Source organism: Micromonospora sp. WMMB235, assembly GCF_001855515.1.
Lineage (GTDB): Bacteria > Actinomycetota > Actinomycetes > Mycobacteriales > Micromonosporaceae > Micromonospora > Micromonospora aurantiaca.
In genome coordinates, this window is the sequence record NZ_MDRX01000001.1 from 5,313,341 (window position 1) to 5,327,576 (window position 14,236).

The 14,236-nt window shown below is 69.5% G+C and carries 17 protein-coding genes; 4 read left to right on the forward strand and 13 right to left on the reverse strand.

All coding sequences use genetic code 11. From position 1 onward, the window contains the following. Positions 1 to 8: 8 nt before the first annotated feature. A complete protein-coding gene (locus BFV98_RS23590; protein ID WP_143025350.1) occupies positions 9 to 629 on the reverse strand; it encodes a hypothetical protein in 621 nt (206 codons plus the stop codon). 651 nt (positions 630 to 1,280) lie between these two features. On the opposite strand from BFV98_RS23590, the gene BFV98_RS31590 reads away from it, so the two are divergent. Next, on the forward strand, positions 1,281 to 2,210 hold the full coding sequence (locus BFV98_RS31590) for a phosphotransferase enzyme family protein (protein WP_013288464.1): 930 nt from the start codon (positions 1,281 to 1,283) through the stop codon (positions 2,208 to 2,210). Between the two features lie 134 nt (positions 2,211 to 2,344). Here the strand turns inward: BFV98_RS31590 and BFV98_RS23600 are convergent, their stop codons facing one another. Beyond that, complete coding sequence (locus tag BFV98_RS23600; protein WP_255368216.1) at positions 2,345 to 3,076, reverse strand: SDR family oxidoreductase; 732 nt, start codon at positions 3,074 to 3,076, stop codon at positions 2,345 to 2,347. 300 nt (positions 3,077 to 3,376) lie between these two features. On the opposite strand from BFV98_RS23600, the gene BFV98_RS23605 reads away from it, so the two are divergent. Continuing rightward, a complete protein-coding gene (locus BFV98_RS23605; RefSeq protein WP_013288462.1) occupies positions 3,377 to 3,940 on the forward strand; it encodes a dihydrofolate reductase family protein in 564 nt (187 codons plus the stop codon). 91 nt (positions 3,941 to 4,031) lie between these two features. Here the strand turns inward: BFV98_RS23605 and BFV98_RS23610 are convergent, their stop codons facing one another. From BFV98_RS23610 to BFV98_RS23620, 3 genes are read right to left on the reverse strand one after another with little or no spacing between them, the layout of a single operon-like run. Further along, a complete protein-coding gene (locus BFV98_RS23610; RefSeq protein WP_013288461.1) occupies positions 4,032 to 4,727 on the reverse strand; it encodes a hypothetical protein in 696 nt (231 codons plus the stop codon). Then, positions 4,724 to 5,602, reverse strand: a complete 879-nt coding sequence (locus BFV98_RS23615) for an ATP-binding cassette domain-containing protein (protein ID WP_013288460.1) — start codon at positions 5,600 to 5,602, stop codon at positions 4,724 to 4,726. The genes BFV98_RS23610 and BFV98_RS23615 overlap by 4 nt, the downstream gene beginning before the upstream one ends. Then, positions 5,599 to 5,958, reverse strand: a complete 360-nt coding sequence (locus BFV98_RS23620; RefSeq protein WP_013288459.1) for a GntR family transcriptional regulator — start codon at positions 5,956 to 5,958, stop codon at positions 5,599 to 5,601. The genes BFV98_RS23615 and BFV98_RS23620 overlap by 4 nt, the downstream gene beginning before the upstream one ends. A 134-nt stretch (positions 5,959 to 6,092) precedes the next feature. On the opposite strand from BFV98_RS23620, the gene BFV98_RS23625 reads away from it, so the two are divergent. Beyond that, the gene (locus tag BFV98_RS23625) at positions 6,093 to 6,374 is read left to right on the forward strand and encodes a hypothetical protein (protein ID WP_053065509.1); all 282 of its coding nucleotides are present in this window, start codon (positions 6,093 to 6,095) and stop codon (positions 6,372 to 6,374) included. A 97-nt stretch (positions 6,375 to 6,471) separates the two neighbouring features. Here BFV98_RS23625 and BFV98_RS23630 read toward each other — a convergent pair whose 3' ends face one another. From BFV98_RS23630 to BFV98_RS23650, 5 genes are all read right to left on the reverse strand, one after another. Next, on the reverse strand, positions 6,472 to 6,963 hold the full coding sequence (locus BFV98_RS23630) for a GNAT family N-acetyltransferase (protein WP_013288457.1): 492 nt from the start codon (positions 6,961 to 6,963) through the stop codon (positions 6,472 to 6,474). An 87-nt stretch (positions 6,964 to 7,050) separates the two neighbouring features. Continuing rightward, entirely contained in the window at positions 7,051 to 7,782 is a 732-nt protein-coding gene (locus BFV98_RS23635; protein ID WP_013288456.1) for a class I SAM-dependent methyltransferase, read from the reverse strand. A 207-nt stretch (positions 7,783 to 7,989) separates the two neighbouring features. Beyond that, positions 7,990 to 8,703 (reverse strand): vancomycin high temperature exclusion protein, encoded by a 714-nt coding sequence (locus BFV98_RS23640; protein ID WP_013288455.1) that lies wholly within the window; start codon positions 8,701 to 8,703, stop codon positions 7,990 to 7,992. Positions 8,704 to 8,725: 22 nt separating this feature from the next. Beyond that, a complete protein-coding gene (locus tag BFV98_RS23645) occupies positions 8,726 to 9,088 on the reverse strand; it encodes a PH domain-containing protein (protein WP_013288454.1) in 363 nt (120 codons plus the stop codon). A 32-nt stretch (positions 9,089 to 9,120) separates the two neighbouring features. Then, on the reverse strand, positions 9,121 to 9,429 hold the full coding sequence (locus tag BFV98_RS23650; RefSeq protein WP_013288453.1) for a 4a-hydroxytetrahydrobiopterin dehydratase: 309 nt from the start codon (positions 9,427 to 9,429) through the stop codon (positions 9,121 to 9,123). A 184-nt stretch (positions 9,430 to 9,613) separates the two neighbouring features. Between BFV98_RS23650 and BFV98_RS23655 the strand changes: the two genes are divergently transcribed. After that, the gene (locus BFV98_RS23655; RefSeq protein ID WP_174361743.1) at positions 9,614 to 10,054 is read left to right on the forward strand and encodes a (deoxy)nucleoside triphosphate pyrophosphohydrolase; all 441 of its coding nucleotides are present in this window, start codon (positions 9,614 to 9,616) and stop codon (positions 10,052 to 10,054) included. A gap of 107 nt (positions 10,055 to 10,161) precedes the next feature. Here the strand turns inward: BFV98_RS23655 and BFV98_RS23660 are convergent, their stop codons facing one another. Genes BFV98_RS23660 through BFV98_RS23670 form a run of 3 tightly spaced genes read right to left on the reverse strand, consistent with a single transcriptional unit; the run spans position 10,162 to position 14,013 of the window. After that, positions 10,162 to 11,268 (reverse strand): succinate dehydrogenase/fumarate reductase iron-sulfur subunit, encoded by a 1,107-nt coding sequence (locus BFV98_RS23660; protein WP_013475224.1) that lies wholly within the window; start codon positions 11,266 to 11,268, stop codon positions 10,162 to 10,164. Then, positions 11,268 to 13,181, reverse strand: a complete 1,914-nt coding sequence (locus BFV98_RS23665) for a fumarate reductase/succinate dehydrogenase flavoprotein subunit (protein WP_071097825.1) — start codon at positions 13,179 to 13,181, stop codon at positions 11,268 to 11,270. Before BFV98_RS23665 ends, BFV98_RS23660 begins: the two co-directional genes overlap by 1 nt. A gap of 10 nt (positions 13,182 to 13,191) precedes the next feature. After that, the gene (locus BFV98_RS23670) at positions 13,192 to 14,013 is read right to left on the reverse strand and encodes a hypothetical protein (protein ID WP_013288449.1); all 822 of its coding nucleotides are present in this window, start codon (positions 14,011 to 14,013) and stop codon (positions 13,192 to 13,194) included. Between the last annotated feature and the right edge of the window lie 223 nt (positions 14,014 to 14,236).

The following is a 14,236-nucleotide window of genomic DNA, read 5'->3' on the forward strand; positions in this document are numbered from 1 at the left end:
CCGCCGGCTCAGCGCAGCACGAACACCTGTGTAGGTGGCCGTCGATACTCAACCGGAGCACGCCACTCCCAATGACCAGGCCGGTTATCCCCGTCGGCTTGTGGTCGATCGCAGGGGCATCGCCACGTGTCCACGTCATCGATCTCAGCAGGCGGCCAGAATCGGAACAGCACGTACTCCGCAACGGGCTCAGCGCGATCCGGATGCATCTGCTCGATGGCGAAGCGGTAGGGACGACCAGCATGCAGCAGCAAGTCCAGGCCGATCGGCGCAGAGGAATTGCCCCGTACGGCGACGGCGCGCACGCGGTAGTCGCGAGGCACGGTGATCGTGCCGAACAGCGTCTCGGGCAGACCGCTATCGCGTGGGTTCGGCTCCAACTCAAGAGCGATGCCGGGTACCCGCCCAGGGCCGAGCCGGTCATGCTCCCGGTCACGCTCGATCGCCGCGATAGCGGCGGCCTCCCGGGCCGAGTCCTGCGCTGCCTTTGCCGACACCTCGGCAGCGTCGGCTGAGCGCCGTGCCTCGCTACGTGAGCCACGCGACACCACCCAGGACAGCACCGCCACGACCACGCCACCCAGGGCAATGAGCACGGTGATGACATTGAGCCAAGTCACCTCATCCACGGTCGCGGACTCTACCTCCGACATGGACTGTCTCGACGGATGCGGCCGACTGCCGACGAGGCTGTTCAAAGTTTCTGTACGTCTTCAAGGCGGCCCTTGACGGGCCGCACGCGCCGCCGCCTGGGCGCGCGCCGGCCACTGCCGCTGTCGCTCTGCGGCCGTCACGCCTGATGCCCGGCGGCTGGCGCGGACAGCGGGAAGCCCGGTGGGCCGCCGCAGCACGACAGGGGCGTTGACCGGGTGGTGGTGGGCCGGCAGCCGGCCGGGCCGCGCGGCCACGAGCCCGCGCGGCGTAGGGAAGGGCACGCCGGCCGCGTCGGCGAAGTGGGGGCGGTCGCGGGGTTGCGGTTAGTGCGCCTCCGGCGGGGGCGCTCCGGCTCCAGGATGGCCGGGGCTCCGTCGGCGGGTCACGGTCCGTGGGTGGTTGCGGTGGGAGCCATCCCGCCTGCCATCGACCCGGGCGAGCCGAGCAGACCGCCGCCCGGCCCGCCAGCGTCCGTACGAGCCGTCAAGGTCCGCTTGACGTGGCGGGCCGGGCGGCGGCCCGCTCCCCAGGAGGGCGGGTCGATGGCAGACGGGATGGCGAGGTGGGCACGCGGTGAGGTCAGAAGTTCGTAGCCAGTTGCGGTGGATGGTGTTTGACTCTTGCTGGTGATCGATAACGGGAAGCTGCGTGCGTGTCTCGCGGCCTATTGGGGACTGGCGGACGCGGCGGTTCAGGTGCACAACGGCGGAATGAACTCGGCGACGTGGTTCGTTTCCGAGGGCGGTGAACGGTGGGTAGCCAAGGCGGTTGCGCCGGGATCGCGCCGTTCCTTCATGGGCGGCCTTGAGGTCGCGGCTCACGTCGAGGCGGCAGGCGTTCCGGCGGGCACCCCGGTAGTGACGAGGCACGGAAGCGTCGTCGCCGATGTCGACGGAGTGCCACTCGGGTTGTTGAACTGGGTCGCAGGCAGCGGGCTGCTTGGCAGGAGCCCGGACGAGCAACGGCTGATCGGGGCAACCCTGGCGCGAGTGCACGCAGCGCTTAGAAGCGTGACGATCAAGGATGCCGATCGGTTTGACTGGGTCGATGCGCGGGCACCACATTTGGCAGTTCGTCCTTGGGTTCGACCCTCAGTGGCGGCCGCCCTTGCGGGGTACGAGGCGCTTGATGTCGGGTCTTTGTCGTGGGGCCTGCTACACACCGATCCGGCTCCAGAGGCATTCCGGCTCGACCGCAAGACGGGAGAGTGCGGACTGATCGACTGGAGTATCGCGATGAGCGGTCCGCTGCTGTACGACCTCGCGTCGGCAGTGATGTATGTCGGAGGCATCGATAACGCGGACTACCTGGTGGAGGCATACCTAGAGAGCAAGACGATGACGCGCGCCGAGGTGGAACACGGCTTGCTGGCCATGCTCCGGTTTCGGTGGGCGGTGCAGGCTGACTACTTCGCCCGCCGAGTCGTTACCGACGATCTGACCGGAATCACGAGCGCAGCCGACAACGAAGTGGGCCTGGAGAATGCGCATCGATGGCTCGGCCGCTTGGCGGCCAAAGAGCCTTCGGGGGCACACAGGGGGCACAAGACAGCGTGAAACGTCGGCAACCAGCCACTAACAGCGTAAGCCCAAGATGTGGCGTGACAAGCCTGCCGACTGGGTCGCCGCCGGTCATGCGAGCGCCCGTCTATGTTCCGCTTCAACGTCTGAGTTCGGTCTGTTGTCACAGGTCAGGAGATGCCGCCGTCGCTGCGTAACAGTTGGCCGTTGATCCAGCCCCCGTCGGGTGAGCACAGGAACGCGACGAGGTTCGCACAATCCCGCGGGCGTCCGAGGCGACCGAGCGGCGTGGCCCGTAGGACGGCATCCTTGATCTCTGCGGTCATCCAGCCGGTGTCGGTTGGACCCGGGTCGATGGCGTTGGCGGTCACGCCGAGGTGGGCCAGTTCTTGAGCAGCGGCCAGGGTGATCCGATCGAGAGCGCCTTTGCTGGCTCCGTAGGGAAGGTTGCCGACGGTAGCGTCACTGGTGAGGCTGACGATGCGTCCCGTGCCATGTGCCCCTCGGAACCGTCGGGCGTACTCGCGAATCAAGAGCCAGTTCGCCCGGGTGTTGACCGCGAAGTGACGGTCGAAGCTCTCGATGCTGGTGTCGAGCAGGCCTGATTTCACGCTCTCGCAGTGGGCGAGGACGAGCGCGCTGACCGAGCCCAGCTCTCGCTCCACGGCCTCGAAGATGTCAGCCGTGGTGTGAGGATCAGCGAGGTTAGCCTCGACTGCGACAGTTCTTGCCCCATGCTCGGCGGCTTGGCTGCTGAGCTGCGTCATGGCCTCGGGATCGGCTCCCCAGGGCATCCGCTCGTCGTACGGGGTCCAGTAGGTGAAGCCGACATCCCAGCCGGTCCGAGCCAGCGTCACCACCACCGATGCAGCGATGCCGGCGCTGCGGCCGGCACCGGTCACCAGGGCGACGGGTCGATGCTGTTGGTCCCTGCCGTCCGTTAGAGACATTCGTGGTCGCACCCCCTCGACGCACCATCCTTGCTGCCCGCCCGAAGGCCGTCATCGGAATTACCCGGCCACCACAGCAGTGCCTGCGATGCATCGCGACGGCGCTCCCGCAGTCTCCTCGTCCACGGGGTCATGGTCCCGCACCCGGACGCGGGAACACCCGTGGGCCGGCCCTCGGTGTGGCCTGACCGATGTCTTGCCGACGCCGTGCTGGTCTGTACGCCGAGTACCGACCCACGGGAGGCTGGCACGATGCGCAAACTGACCTTCGGCATGAACGTGAGCCTGGACGGCTACGTCGCCGCGCCCGGCGACGACCTCGGCTGGGGTGCGCCGAGCGACGAGTTGTTCCAGTGGTGGTCCGACCGGGTGGGGGCGACAGGCACGGCGCTCTACGGGCGGCGACTGTGGGAGGCGATGAGCTCCCACTGGCCGACCGCCGACCAGCAGCCGGGCGTCACACCGGCCCAGGTCGAGTTCGCCGGCCGCTGGCGGGACATGCCGAAGGTGGTGTTCTCCTCGACGACCAGGCCGGTCGACTGGAACACCCGCCTGGTCACCGGCGACGCGGTCACCGAGATCACCCGGCTCAAGGCCGAGGACGGCGGTCCGATGGACATCGGCGGCGCCACACTCGCCGCTGCGGCCATGCGGGGCGGGCTGATCGACGAGTACGTGCTCGTCACCCACCCGGTTCTGGTGGGTGACGGCAAGCCGTTCTTCACGGCCCTGGACAACTGGGTGAACCTGGCCCTGGTGGAGACCCGGACGTTCCCGGGCGGTGTGCTCCTGACGAGGTACGAGACCAGGCGCTGAGGCGACGCTCCACCAGGGCAGGTCGACAACCGATGCGCAAACGACCGCCGGCCCGCGTCCTGCGGACCGGCGGTCGCTGTGTGCGTAACCGTCAGGCGTTGGCCCGGCGGATGGCCGCCATACCCCCGAGTGCGGCCGCCGCCGCCACCAGGGCGGGCCATCCCACCAGCAGGCTGATCTGGTGCTGGCTGCTCAGCCACTGCCAGATGGCGCCGAACCAGCCCTGCCAGGTGATCAACGCGACGAGCAGGCCGGTCACCAGGATCAGCGCCGCACCGGCGCCGAGCAGGCCGTTCATGCCGAACCGGACGTACCAGACGGATACGAAGACGGAGAGGAAGTTCAGGAACAGGAACGGCACCGCGTAGACGGCGATCTGCAACAGCCCGTTGTCGACGTCGATGTACGGGATCCGGAAGAACCGGAGCTCGATCCCGAAGCCGCCGGTGGCGCCCTCGATCAGGTTGAGCAGGTAGAGCAGGACGCCGTAGACGACCGCCTGCACCACGTTGACGAGCACTGTGGCGAGGTAGAAGGTGCGCCGGGTGACGCCCATGCCGAGCGCGAACGGGAACACCTGGCTGATCGAGGCGGCGGCGATGATCGCGCAGACGATGTAGAGGCTGAGCAGACCGCCTGTGGTGTTCTTGCCCGGCGCCGCCTCGTCGACCGAGGCGAAGATCAGCAGGTTGACGCCGAGCGAGATGGCCATGATGCCCCACGGCCAGTCCAGCTGGCCGACCCGGGCGATGGTGTGCATCCGGGCGACGTCGAGGATGCGGGTCATCGGGTGTTCGTCCTTTCCGTCGTCAGGCGCACCACGGCCTGCTGGAGCGACAACGGTGCCAGGTCGATGCCGAGCTTCCTGGCGCGCATCCGTTCGGCGTTGTCGAACGACCCGCGCAGCGACGCGCGGACCGCGCCGCCGAGCTGCCCGCGGTGCAGCACCCGGTGTGCGGCGGCGAACTCGTCCACCGCCCCGGCCGGGCCGGACGCCTCCATCACCTCGCCGCGCAACTCGTCGCTGGGCGCGTCGAGCAGCAGCTTGCCGCGGTCGAGCAGCAGCACGTGCTCGATCAGGTCGGCCACCTCGTCGATGAGGTGTGTGGAGAGCACGACAGTGCGCGGATTCTCGGCGTAGTCGGCGAGGAGCCGGTCGTAGAAGAGCTGCCGGGCGACCGCGTCGAGACCGAGGTACGGCTCGTCGAAGAAGGTCAGCGGCGCCCGTGCGGCCAGTCCGATCGTCACGCCCAGCGCGGACAGCATGCCGCGGGACAGCTTGCGCACGTTGCGCTTGCGCGGCAGGTCGAAGTCGTCCACGAGGGACTGCGCGAAGTCCTCGTCCCAGTTGGGGAACAGCCGCCTGGCCAGGCTCAGGACGTGCCGGACCTGGTAGGTCGTGGGGTACGTCTGGCTCTCCTTGATGAAGACCACCCGCGACAGTGCCCGCTCGTTCTCGTACGGGCGCTCGCCGAAGAGCGTGAGGTCCCCGCTGATGCCGTTGTTCTGGCCGGTGATCAGCTGCATCAGCGTCGTCTTGCCGGCGCCGTTGCGTCCGAGGAGGCCGTAGATCTTGTTGCCCGTCAACGTGAAGGTGACGTCGTCGAGAGCGGTCACCTCACCGAACCGCTTCGTGAGGCCGGCTGCCGCCACGACGCTCATCGCTGTTCCTCCCCTGTCTCGATGAGCTTCTTCAGCTCCTCGGTGCCGATGCCCAACTTGCGTGCCTCCTCGATGAGGGGCCGCACGTACTGGTCGGAGAACTCGCGCCGGCGGCGTTCCCGGAGTGTCTCGACGGCCCCCGTTGCCACGAACATTCCGATCCCCCTGCGTTTGTAGAGAATCCCGTCATCGACCAGGCGGTTGATCCCCTTGGCGGCGGTCGCCGCGTTGATCCGGTGGAACGCCGCCAGCTCGTTCGTCGACGGCACCTGGGTCTCCTCCGCGAGCGTCCCGTCGATGATCGAGTTTTCGATCAGCTCCGCGATCTGGACGAAGATCGGCCGCCCGTCATCCATCCCGGTTCTTCGGTTCATTACTCATGTAGCTAACCGTCGCACCTGGGCGCCGGAACCGTCAAGTGCCTTCGGGTACGCGCGGCGGCACGCGGGCTCGCTAGGGTTCGCGCCGTGGCTGCTACCACCACGACGGCGTGCACGAGGTCTGGATCGACGCGATCCTGGGCAGCTGGGGCCGCGACGACTTCGACGACCACGTCACCTTCGGCTGCCGGGTCGGGCCGGTGGCCGGCTCGCCGGGGCCGGCCGCGACGCTCGTCAACGGTGGTGAGGTCGCGGGGGACAGCCCGATCTTCGGCCGCAAGCTCAGCCGCGAGGAGGGCCTGACCCATCCCCGGCTCGCCGAGTTCTGGCAGATGGTCGACCTGATCCTGGAGCGGGACGCCCTGGTACGCCGCCACCTGGTCGGCACCTGACCAACCCGGTGATCAAGGGGTTTACGTCACCCGGACCGCGCCGACCGGACACAAACGCCTTGATCACCGGGGCGAGGGCGCGGGAGGAGGGAGGGGGTCAGATCCTAGGGCTGCGGCGTTCGATCAAGGTCACGTCTCGCCAGGTGCCGTGGTGGCGGCCTACCCGCTCGCGGGTGCCGACGACGCGGAAGCCGCACGTCGCGTGCAGCGCGAGACTCGCGGTGTTCTCCGGGAACACGCCGGACTGGATGGTCCAGATCCCGGCCGCCTCGGTGGAGGCGATCAGCGCCTCCAGCAGTGCTCGGCCGACCCCGCGACCCCGCCCCTTCGGGTGCACGTAGACGGAGTGCTCCACCACCCCGGCGTAGACGCAGCGGTCGGAGACCGCCGAGCAGGCCACCCAGCCGAGGACGTCGCCGGCCTCGTCGAGCGCCACCCAGCGGTGGCCGGGCAGGCGGGTGGCGGTGAACCGCGTCCAGTCCGGCGGCTCGGTCTCGAACGTGGCGTTCCCCTCGGCGATGCCGAGGCGGTAGATCTCCAGCACGGAGTCGGCGTGCGAGTCGTCCATGGCGGCGACTGAGACTGTCATCGGCCTCTCCTGTCCGGGCCCGGCGGTCGTCAGCGTAGTCGCGCGCCGAGAGGCCGGGACGTGATGCCCGGCCCCTCGGCGTGAGCGCTACCGCTGCCGGTAGACGGAGATGTGCGCGCGGCTGTCCGCCTCGAACGGCGACCGGTCCCAGTCGGCGTACCGCTCGGTGAGCCGCAGCCCGGACCGCTCCGCCAGTTCGTCGATCTGTTCCGGCCAGGCGTACCGCATGGCGAACGGCTTCAGGTGCACGCCGGAGGCGTCGAAGGTGACGGTCTGCCGCACGAACGTCTGCGCCGCCCGGTCGTACCGGTGCAGGCGGATGGTGGCCGAGTCCTCGGTCACCTCCCGCACCTGGACCTGCTCGTCCCGGTCGAAGTCCGCCGGGTCGGGCACGAAGGTCTCGATGACGAACGCCCCGCCGGGCGCGAGCACCCGGGCGACGTTGCGGAAGCACGCCGCCTGGCGCTCCTCCGAGACCAGGTTGAACAGCGTGTTGAACACCAGGAAGACCAGACGGTACGGCCCGGCGACCGGGACGTCCGACATGTCGCCGATGGTGACGGGCATGTCCGCGCCGCCCGGCTTGGCGCGCAGGTGCGCCACCATCTCCGGGGACGCCTCGACACCCTCCACGGCGAGGCCGCGGGCGGCCAGCGGCAGGGCCACCCGGCCGGTGCCCACAGCCAGTTCGAGCACCGGGCCGCCCTCGGCCAGCGGCGCGAGGAAGTCGACGGCCGGGGCCGGGTCGGGATTGCCGGGGCCGTCGTAGGTGGCGGCCCAGAGCCGGCCGAACAGGCCGGGGTCGTCGAAGACGGACATCACGCGCCCTCCCGCCGGGCGGAAGGGACGCGACGCGGCGAGAGGTCAGTGACCTCCGCCGGAATGGGGTACGACAAGACGAAGCCTCGATTCGGATGAGGTGACGACGGGTCGGCTGGGCTTCGCAGCGTTCGGCATGGCGGTGCTCCCTCCGGTCGGCTTCGAGGGGTTCAGCAGATCAGCAGCCGTGCCGAGCAGACAACCCGATTAAGCCCGCAGCGCGTCGTCCACTCCGGTCTCCCGGCGGCCGAGGTGCACCGGGTCACGCCCGGTGAGCACGTCCACGGCGGCCTTCACGCACGCGCCGTACTCCCGGGTGGAGCTGATCCGCCACTGGTCGGCGTACCGGCGGGCGGTGTCGTCGCCGACGCCGACGGCCTCGATGCCGGCGTCCCGGCAGAGCGCCACCGCGCGCGGCAGGTGGAACGACTGGGTGACCACTGTGGCCCGCCGGACCCCGAAGACGCGGTGCGCGCGGACGCACGAGTCGTACGTGTCGAATCCGGCGTGGTCCAGCACCGTCTTCTCCGCCGGGACGCCACGCTCGACGAGCCAGCGCCGCATCGCGTCCGGCTCGTCGTAGTCCCAGTCCATGTGGTCGCCGGAGAGCAGGAGCACTTGGACCTTGCCGGCGGCGTACAACTGGCGGGCGATCTCCAGCCGGGCGGCGAGGAACGGCGCCGGCGTGCCGTCCGGCTCCACCTTGGTGCCCAGCACCAGGGCCACCGGTGTGTCCGGCACGTCCGCGGCGTCGAACAGGCGGCCCTCGGCGGCGCCGCGGACCCAGGTCGCGCTGGCGACCGTGGCGGCGCCGAGCAGCATCACGGCGGCGGTGGCGAGCACCAGGAGGCGGCGGAGCAGGCGTACGGCCCGCCGATGCTCGCCCCGCCAGGCCCGCCATCGCGCCCTCAGCCCCCGCATGGCGGCGATTGTGCCAGGCGGGTCAGGAGATGTGGTGCAGGATCACGTTGTGCACGTGGTGGCTCTTCTGCGCGCCCCGGAACTCGACCTCGTAGGTGTGCGTGCCGACGTGCACCGCGATGGACCCGGTGGAGAAGAACGAACCACCCCAGGACTTGTTGCTCACCACGCTCACGCTGGTGATCTTCGAGTACGGGATGCTGGTGATCGCGTACCGCTTGCCGACGAAGGAGCGGTCCTGGATGATCACGCGCCGGTCGGTCAGGCCGATGAAGCCGGTGCCGGTGCCGACCGCGTCGTAGACGGCGATGATCTGCTCACCGGGCAGCAACCCGCTCTGGATCTGCTGGAACTGTTCCTTGCGGTCGTACGTGGGGCCAGACATGCACCCGAGGGTAGGCGGGGCGTGCCAGCCGATCAGGGCTCGGTGACCGCGCGGACCGCGTCCTCGATGCGCGCCGCGAGCAGAACCTCACCCTCGGTGAGTGGCTCGCCGTCGTCGTGCCCGAGTCTGATCTGGGTACGGTCGGCCCGGCGGCTGATCTCGGGGCGCAGCCGCAGCGCGTCGGCGACCACCGCCACCCGCTCGGTGAGCGCGGCGTGCTGGGTGTCGTCGAGGACGATCGTGCGGCGGATCTGTTCGCCCTCGCGCGTCCATCCGGACAGCAGGGCTAGCGCGTCGCTGAGGTAGTCGTGCTTCGCCCGGCCGCTGAACAGCACGCGCATCACCGCACCTCCCAGGCGTCGTTGCCGGCTTGTGGCCAAATCGTCGCCATCCCGTGTCCCAGTCGACGCCCTCTAGTCTCTCGCCGCTCAGATGGTGTGTCCACGCCCACACTTCCGTGTTCTGCTGACCTGACGGCCGACGCAGCTACCCAAACCGCCGATTGATCTGGCACGCTGGTGGCCCGTGCGGACCGAACGGGTTAGCGGAAGCGGGCAGGCCGACCGGCGGGAGCCGAGGGTGGTCGTCGGGGCGGCGATCATCGAGGGTGGCCGGGTGCTGGCATGCGAGCGCTCCGCGCCCCCCGAGGTGGCGGGGCGATGGGAGTTCCCGGGCGGAAAGGTCGAGCCGGGCGAGGCCGAGACCGACGCGCTGGCCCGGGAGTGTGCCGAGGAGCTGGGCGTACGGGTGGCCGTCGGCGCGCGTGTCGGCCGGGACGTACGGATGGCGCACGGCCGGTCCGTGCTGCGCGTCTACGCCGCCCGCCTGCTGCACGGCGACGAGCCCGAGGCCCTGGAGCACGCCGAGCTGCGCTGGCTCTCCGCCGCCGAGCTGGACAGCGTCGACTGGCTGCCGGCCGACGTGCCGATCGTGGCCGCGCTGCGCCCGCTGCTCGACGCCCCCTGAACGACGGCGGCGCGAGCCGGGCCGTCCGGTGAACCGGACAGCCGGCCGGAAACGGGACGAGGGCCCGCGGCTCGTGCCGCCGGCCCCCGTCATCGTCGCGCTGCTGTTCAGTGCTTCGGCTCGTCCTGCTGCGGGTGAGCGAAGTTGAGGTGCTCCGGCGGCAGCGGGAACGTCACGTCGTCGCCGAACGGCGACGGCGCGGCGGCCTTGTTGAACGTCAGTTCGGTCAGCGGCAGCCTGCCGTTGGCGTCCACCGCCGGGGCGGTCGGGTGCGGCACCTCGCGGTGCCAGTTGACGCCCTGCTGGGCCTGACGCTCGGCGGCGCTGTCGTGCGAGCCGCCCGCGTGCGAGTGCACCCCGCCGGCGTGCGAACCGCCGCCGTGCGCGTGCGCCCCGCCCTGCGCCCCTCCGGACGTGACGGCACCGCTCGAATGCCCGCTGGTCGCGCTGGTCTGAGGCACCTGACCCCTCCGGAAGATCTTGTTACCGAGCCACACAAGGGGATCGTACCTGCGGTCGACGACCCGTTCCTTCATGGGGATGATCCCGTTGTCGGTGATCTTGATGTGCTCGGGGCAGACCTCGGTGCAGCACTTGGTGATGTTGCAGAAGCCGAGTCCCATGTCCGACTGCGCGTACTCCCGGCGGTCGGTGCGCGCGTCGAGCGGGTGCATGTCCAGCTCGGCCGCCCGGATGAAGAACCGGGGACCGGAGAACGCCGGCTTGTTCTCGTCGTGGTCACGGATCACGTGGCAGACGTTCTGGCACAGGAAGCACTCGATGCACTTGCGGAACTCCTGCGAGCGCTCGACGTCGACCTGCTGCATCCGGTAGTCGCCGGGCGCCACGTCGGCCGGCGGCGCGAACGCCGGGGTCTCCCGCGCCTTCTCGTAGTTGAACGAGACGTCGGTGACCAGGTCCCGGATCACCGGGAAGGTGCGCAGCGGGGTGACGGTGACGGTCTCGGACTCCTCGAACGTCGACATCCGCGTCATGCAGCCCAGCCGCGGCTTGCCGTTGATCTCCATCGAGCACGAGCCGCACTTGCCGGCCTTGCAGTTCCACCGGCACGCCAGGTCCGGCGCCTCGGTGGCCTGGAGCCGGTGGATCACGTCGAGGACCACCTCGCCCTCGTTCACCTCGACGGTGTAGTCCTTCAGGTCGCCGCCGGTCTCGTCGCCCCGCCAGATGCGGAACTGGCGCTTACTTCCCATCAGTTGTTCGCCTCCTCGGTGAGGGCGTCGAACTCGGCGAGTTCCTCGTCGGTCAGGTACTTGGCCAGCTCGGCCCGGTCGAACAGTCCGATCAGCTCCGGCCGCATCTTCGGCAGCGGCTTGTGGGTCAGCCGGACCGTGTCGCCGTCCAGCGAGCAGACCAGGTTGATGCTCCGCCACTTCGGGTCCATCGCCGGGTAGTCCTCCCGGGTGTGCCCGCCGCGCGACTCCTGCCGCTCCAGCGCCGCCTTCGCGGTGCACTCCGAGACCACGAGCATGTTGCGCAGGTCCAGCGCCAGGTGCCAGCCCGGGTTGTAGCGCCGGCCGCCGACCGCGCTGACCTTCGCCACCCGCTCCCGCAGCTCGGCCAGCCGGCCGAGCGCGTCGGCCAGCTCACCCTCGCGCCGGATGATGCCGACCAGGTCGCCCATCACCACCTGGAGGTCCTGCTGGAGCTGGTACGGGCTCTCACCGGTGTCCCGCTGCAACGGCGCCAGCGCCGTCTCCACGGCGGCCTCCACCGCCGCCACCGACACCGCCGGGCGGGTGGTGAGCTGATCGGTGTACGTGGCCGCGTGCCCGCCCGCGCGCTTGCCGAAGACCAGCAGGTCGGACAGGGAGTTGCCGCCGAGCCGGTTGGAGCCGTGCATGCCGCCGGACACCTCACCGGCGGCGTAGAGCCCGCGCACGGTGCCGTACGCCGCGCCGGAGTCCGGGTCCACCTCGACGCCGCCCATCACGTAGTGACAGGTCGGGCCGACCTCCATCGGCTCCTTGGTGATGTCGACGTCGGCCAGTTCCTTGAACTGGTGGTACATCGACGGGAGGCGGCGGCGGATCTCCTCGGCCGACTTACGGGAGGCGATGTCCAGGTAGACGCCCCCGGCCGGCGTACCCCGGCCCTCCTTGACCTCGCTGTTGATCGCGCGCGCGACCTCGTCGCGGGGCAGCAGCTCCGGCGGACGCCTGTTGTTGTCCGGGTCGGTGTACCAGCGGTCCGCCTCCTCCTCGGTCTCCGCGTACTGCTTGCGGAACACGTCGGGGACGTAGTCGAACATGAACCGCTTGCCCTCGGAGTTCTTCAGCACGCCGCCGTCGCCGCGTACCGACTCGGTGACCAGGATGCCCTTCACCGAGGGCGGCCAGACCATGCCGGTCGGGTGGAACTGGAGGAACTCCATGTTGATCAGCGTGGCCCCGGCGCGCAGCGCCAGCGCGTGGCCGTCGCCGGTGTACTCCCACGAGTTCGAGGTGACCTTGTAGGAGCGTCCGACGCCGCCGGTCGCCAGGACCACCGCGGGCGCCTCGAACAGGACGAACTCGCCGGACTCGCGGTAGTAGCCGAACGCCCCGGCGACGCGGTCGCCGTCGAGCAGCAGTTCGGTGATCGTGGTCTCGGAGAAGACCCGGATCCGCGCGTCGTAGCTGCCAAACTCCTGCTTGTCCTCCTGCTGGAGCGAGACGATCTTCTGCTGGAGCGTGCGGATCAGCTCCAGGCCGGTCCGGTCGCCGACGTGCGCCAGGCGCGGGTACTCGTGGCCGCCGAAGTTGCGCTGCGAGATCTTCCCGTCCTTGGTGCGGTCGAACAGCGCGCCGTACGTCTCCAGCTCCCAGATCCGCTGCGGCGCCTCCTTGGCGTGCAGCTCGGCCATCCGGAAGTTGTTGAGGAACTTGCCGCCGCGCATGGTGTCCCGGAAGTGCACCTGCCAGTTGTCGCGCGAGTTCACGTTGCCCATCGCGGCGGCGGCGCCGCCCTCGGCCATCACCGTGTGCGCCTTGCCGAACAGCGACTTCGAGATGATCGCGGTCTTCTTGCCGGCCAGCCGGGCCTCGATCGCCGCGCGCAGGCCGGCGCCACCGGCCCCGATCACGACGACGTCGTAGTGGTGTCGTTCGATTCGCGTCTCAGTCATGTCCAGGCTCTCAGTTGATGAACCGCAGGTCGTTGATCCAGCCGGCGGCGACCGCCATCACGTAGAAGTCGGTGAGCGCCAGGGTGCCGAGGGTGATCCAGGCGAGCTGCATGTGCCGGACGTTCAACCAGGACACCCCGGTCCACGCCTTGTAGCGCATCGGGTGCTTGGAGAAGTGCTTGAGCCGCCCGCCGATGATGTGCCGGCAGGAGTGGCAGGAGATCGTGTACGCCCACAGCATCACCACGTTGCCGATCAGGATGATGTTGCCCAGGCCGAAGCCGAAGCCCTCGGGGGAGTGGAAGGCCAGGATCGCGTCCCAGGTGTTGATCAGCGAGATGATCGCGGCGGCGTAGAAGAAGTAACGGTGCAGGTTCTGCCCGAGCAGCGGGAACCGCGTCTCGCCGCTGTACGACTGGTGCCCGTCCGGCACCGCGCAGGCCGGCGGCGACAGCCAGAACGACCGGTAGTACGCCTTGCGGTAGTAGTAGCAGGTCAGCCGGAACAGCAGCAGGAACGGCAGGGTGAGCGCCGCGTCCGGGATGATCCACCAGCCGGGCAGGAACTGGCCGAAGTGCGAGGAGCCCTCGACACAGCGGTCGGTGACGCAGGGGGAGTAGAACGGCGTCAGGTAGTGGTACTGCTCCACCCAGTACCACTTGTGCATGAAGACCCGGACCGTCGCGTAGATGACCCACGCGCTGAGCCCCACCACCGTGATCAGCGGGGCGATCCACCATCTGTCGGTCCGCAACGTCTTCGCCGCGATGGCGGCGCGTGCCCGCCCTCCCCGCGGCTGCGGTCTCGGCGTCCTGGCCGACGTAGTTGTCATCTGAGTCATCTCCCTGACGTCACTGTCACGTCCTGCGCACGCGCGAGGCCACACCGGCGAACCGGTGCGGCTAAGTGACACACGTTACGCCGATCTTCACGGCCCGGCCGCGCAACGCAGTGTCCCGTGTGTCCCGCAGCTTGGAAAGAGTCAGTTCATGATCAATGTGGCGGGTCGGCCGAACGGTGCGCCGACCGGTGGCGTGGTGCGCCCGGCGGCGCGC

Excerpts from the sequence above, each read along its gene's own strand:
- BFV98_RS23670 (WP_013288449.1), bottom strand. The coding sequence starts at position 14,013 with ATGACAACTACGTCGGCCAGGACGCCGAGACCGCAGCCGCGGGGAGGG.
- BFV98_RS23605 (WP_013288462.1), top strand. The coding sequence starts at position 3,377 with ATGCGCAAACTGACCTTCGGCATGAACGTGAGCCTGGACGGCTACGTC.
- BFV98_RS23665 (WP_071097825.1), bottom strand. The coding sequence starts at position 13,181 with ATGACTGAGACGCGAATCGAACGACACCACTACGACGTCGTCGTGATC.
- BFV98_RS23620 (WP_013288459.1), bottom strand. The coding sequence starts at position 5,958 with ATGGATGACGGGCGGCCGATCTTCGTCCAGATCGCGGAGCTGATCGAA.
- BFV98_RS23650 (WP_013288453.1), bottom strand. The coding sequence starts at position 9,429 with ATGCGCGTGCTGTTCAGCGGCCGGGCGAAGCACGACTACCTCAGCGAC.
- BFV98_RS23645 (WP_013288454.1), bottom strand. The coding sequence starts at position 9,088 with ATGTCTGGCCCCACGTACGACCGCAAGGAACAGTTCCAGCAGATCCAG.
- BFV98_RS23610 (WP_013288461.1), bottom strand. The coding sequence starts at position 4,727 with ATGACCCGCATCCTCGACGTCGCCCGGATGCACACCATCGCCCGGGTC.
- BFV98_RS23615 (WP_013288460.1), bottom strand. The coding sequence starts at position 5,602 with ATGAGCGTCGTGGCGGCAGCCGGCCTCACGAAGCGGTTCGGTGAGGTG.
- BFV98_RS23635 (WP_013288456.1), bottom strand. The coding sequence starts at position 7,782 with ATGTCCGTCTTCGACGACCCCGGCCTGTTCGGCCGGCTCTGGGCCGCC.
- BFV98_RS23640 (WP_013288455.1), bottom strand. The coding sequence starts at position 8,703 with ATGCGGGGGCTGAGGGCGCGATGGCGGGCCTGGCGGGGCGAGCATCGG.
- BFV98_RS23630 (WP_013288457.1), bottom strand. The coding sequence starts at position 6,963 with ATGACAGTCTCAGTCGCCGCCATGGACGACTCGCACGCCGACTCCGTG.
- BFV98_RS23660 (WP_013475224.1), bottom strand. The coding sequence starts at position 11,268 with ATGGGAAGTAAGCGCCAGTTCCGCATCTGGCGGGGCGACGAGACCGGC.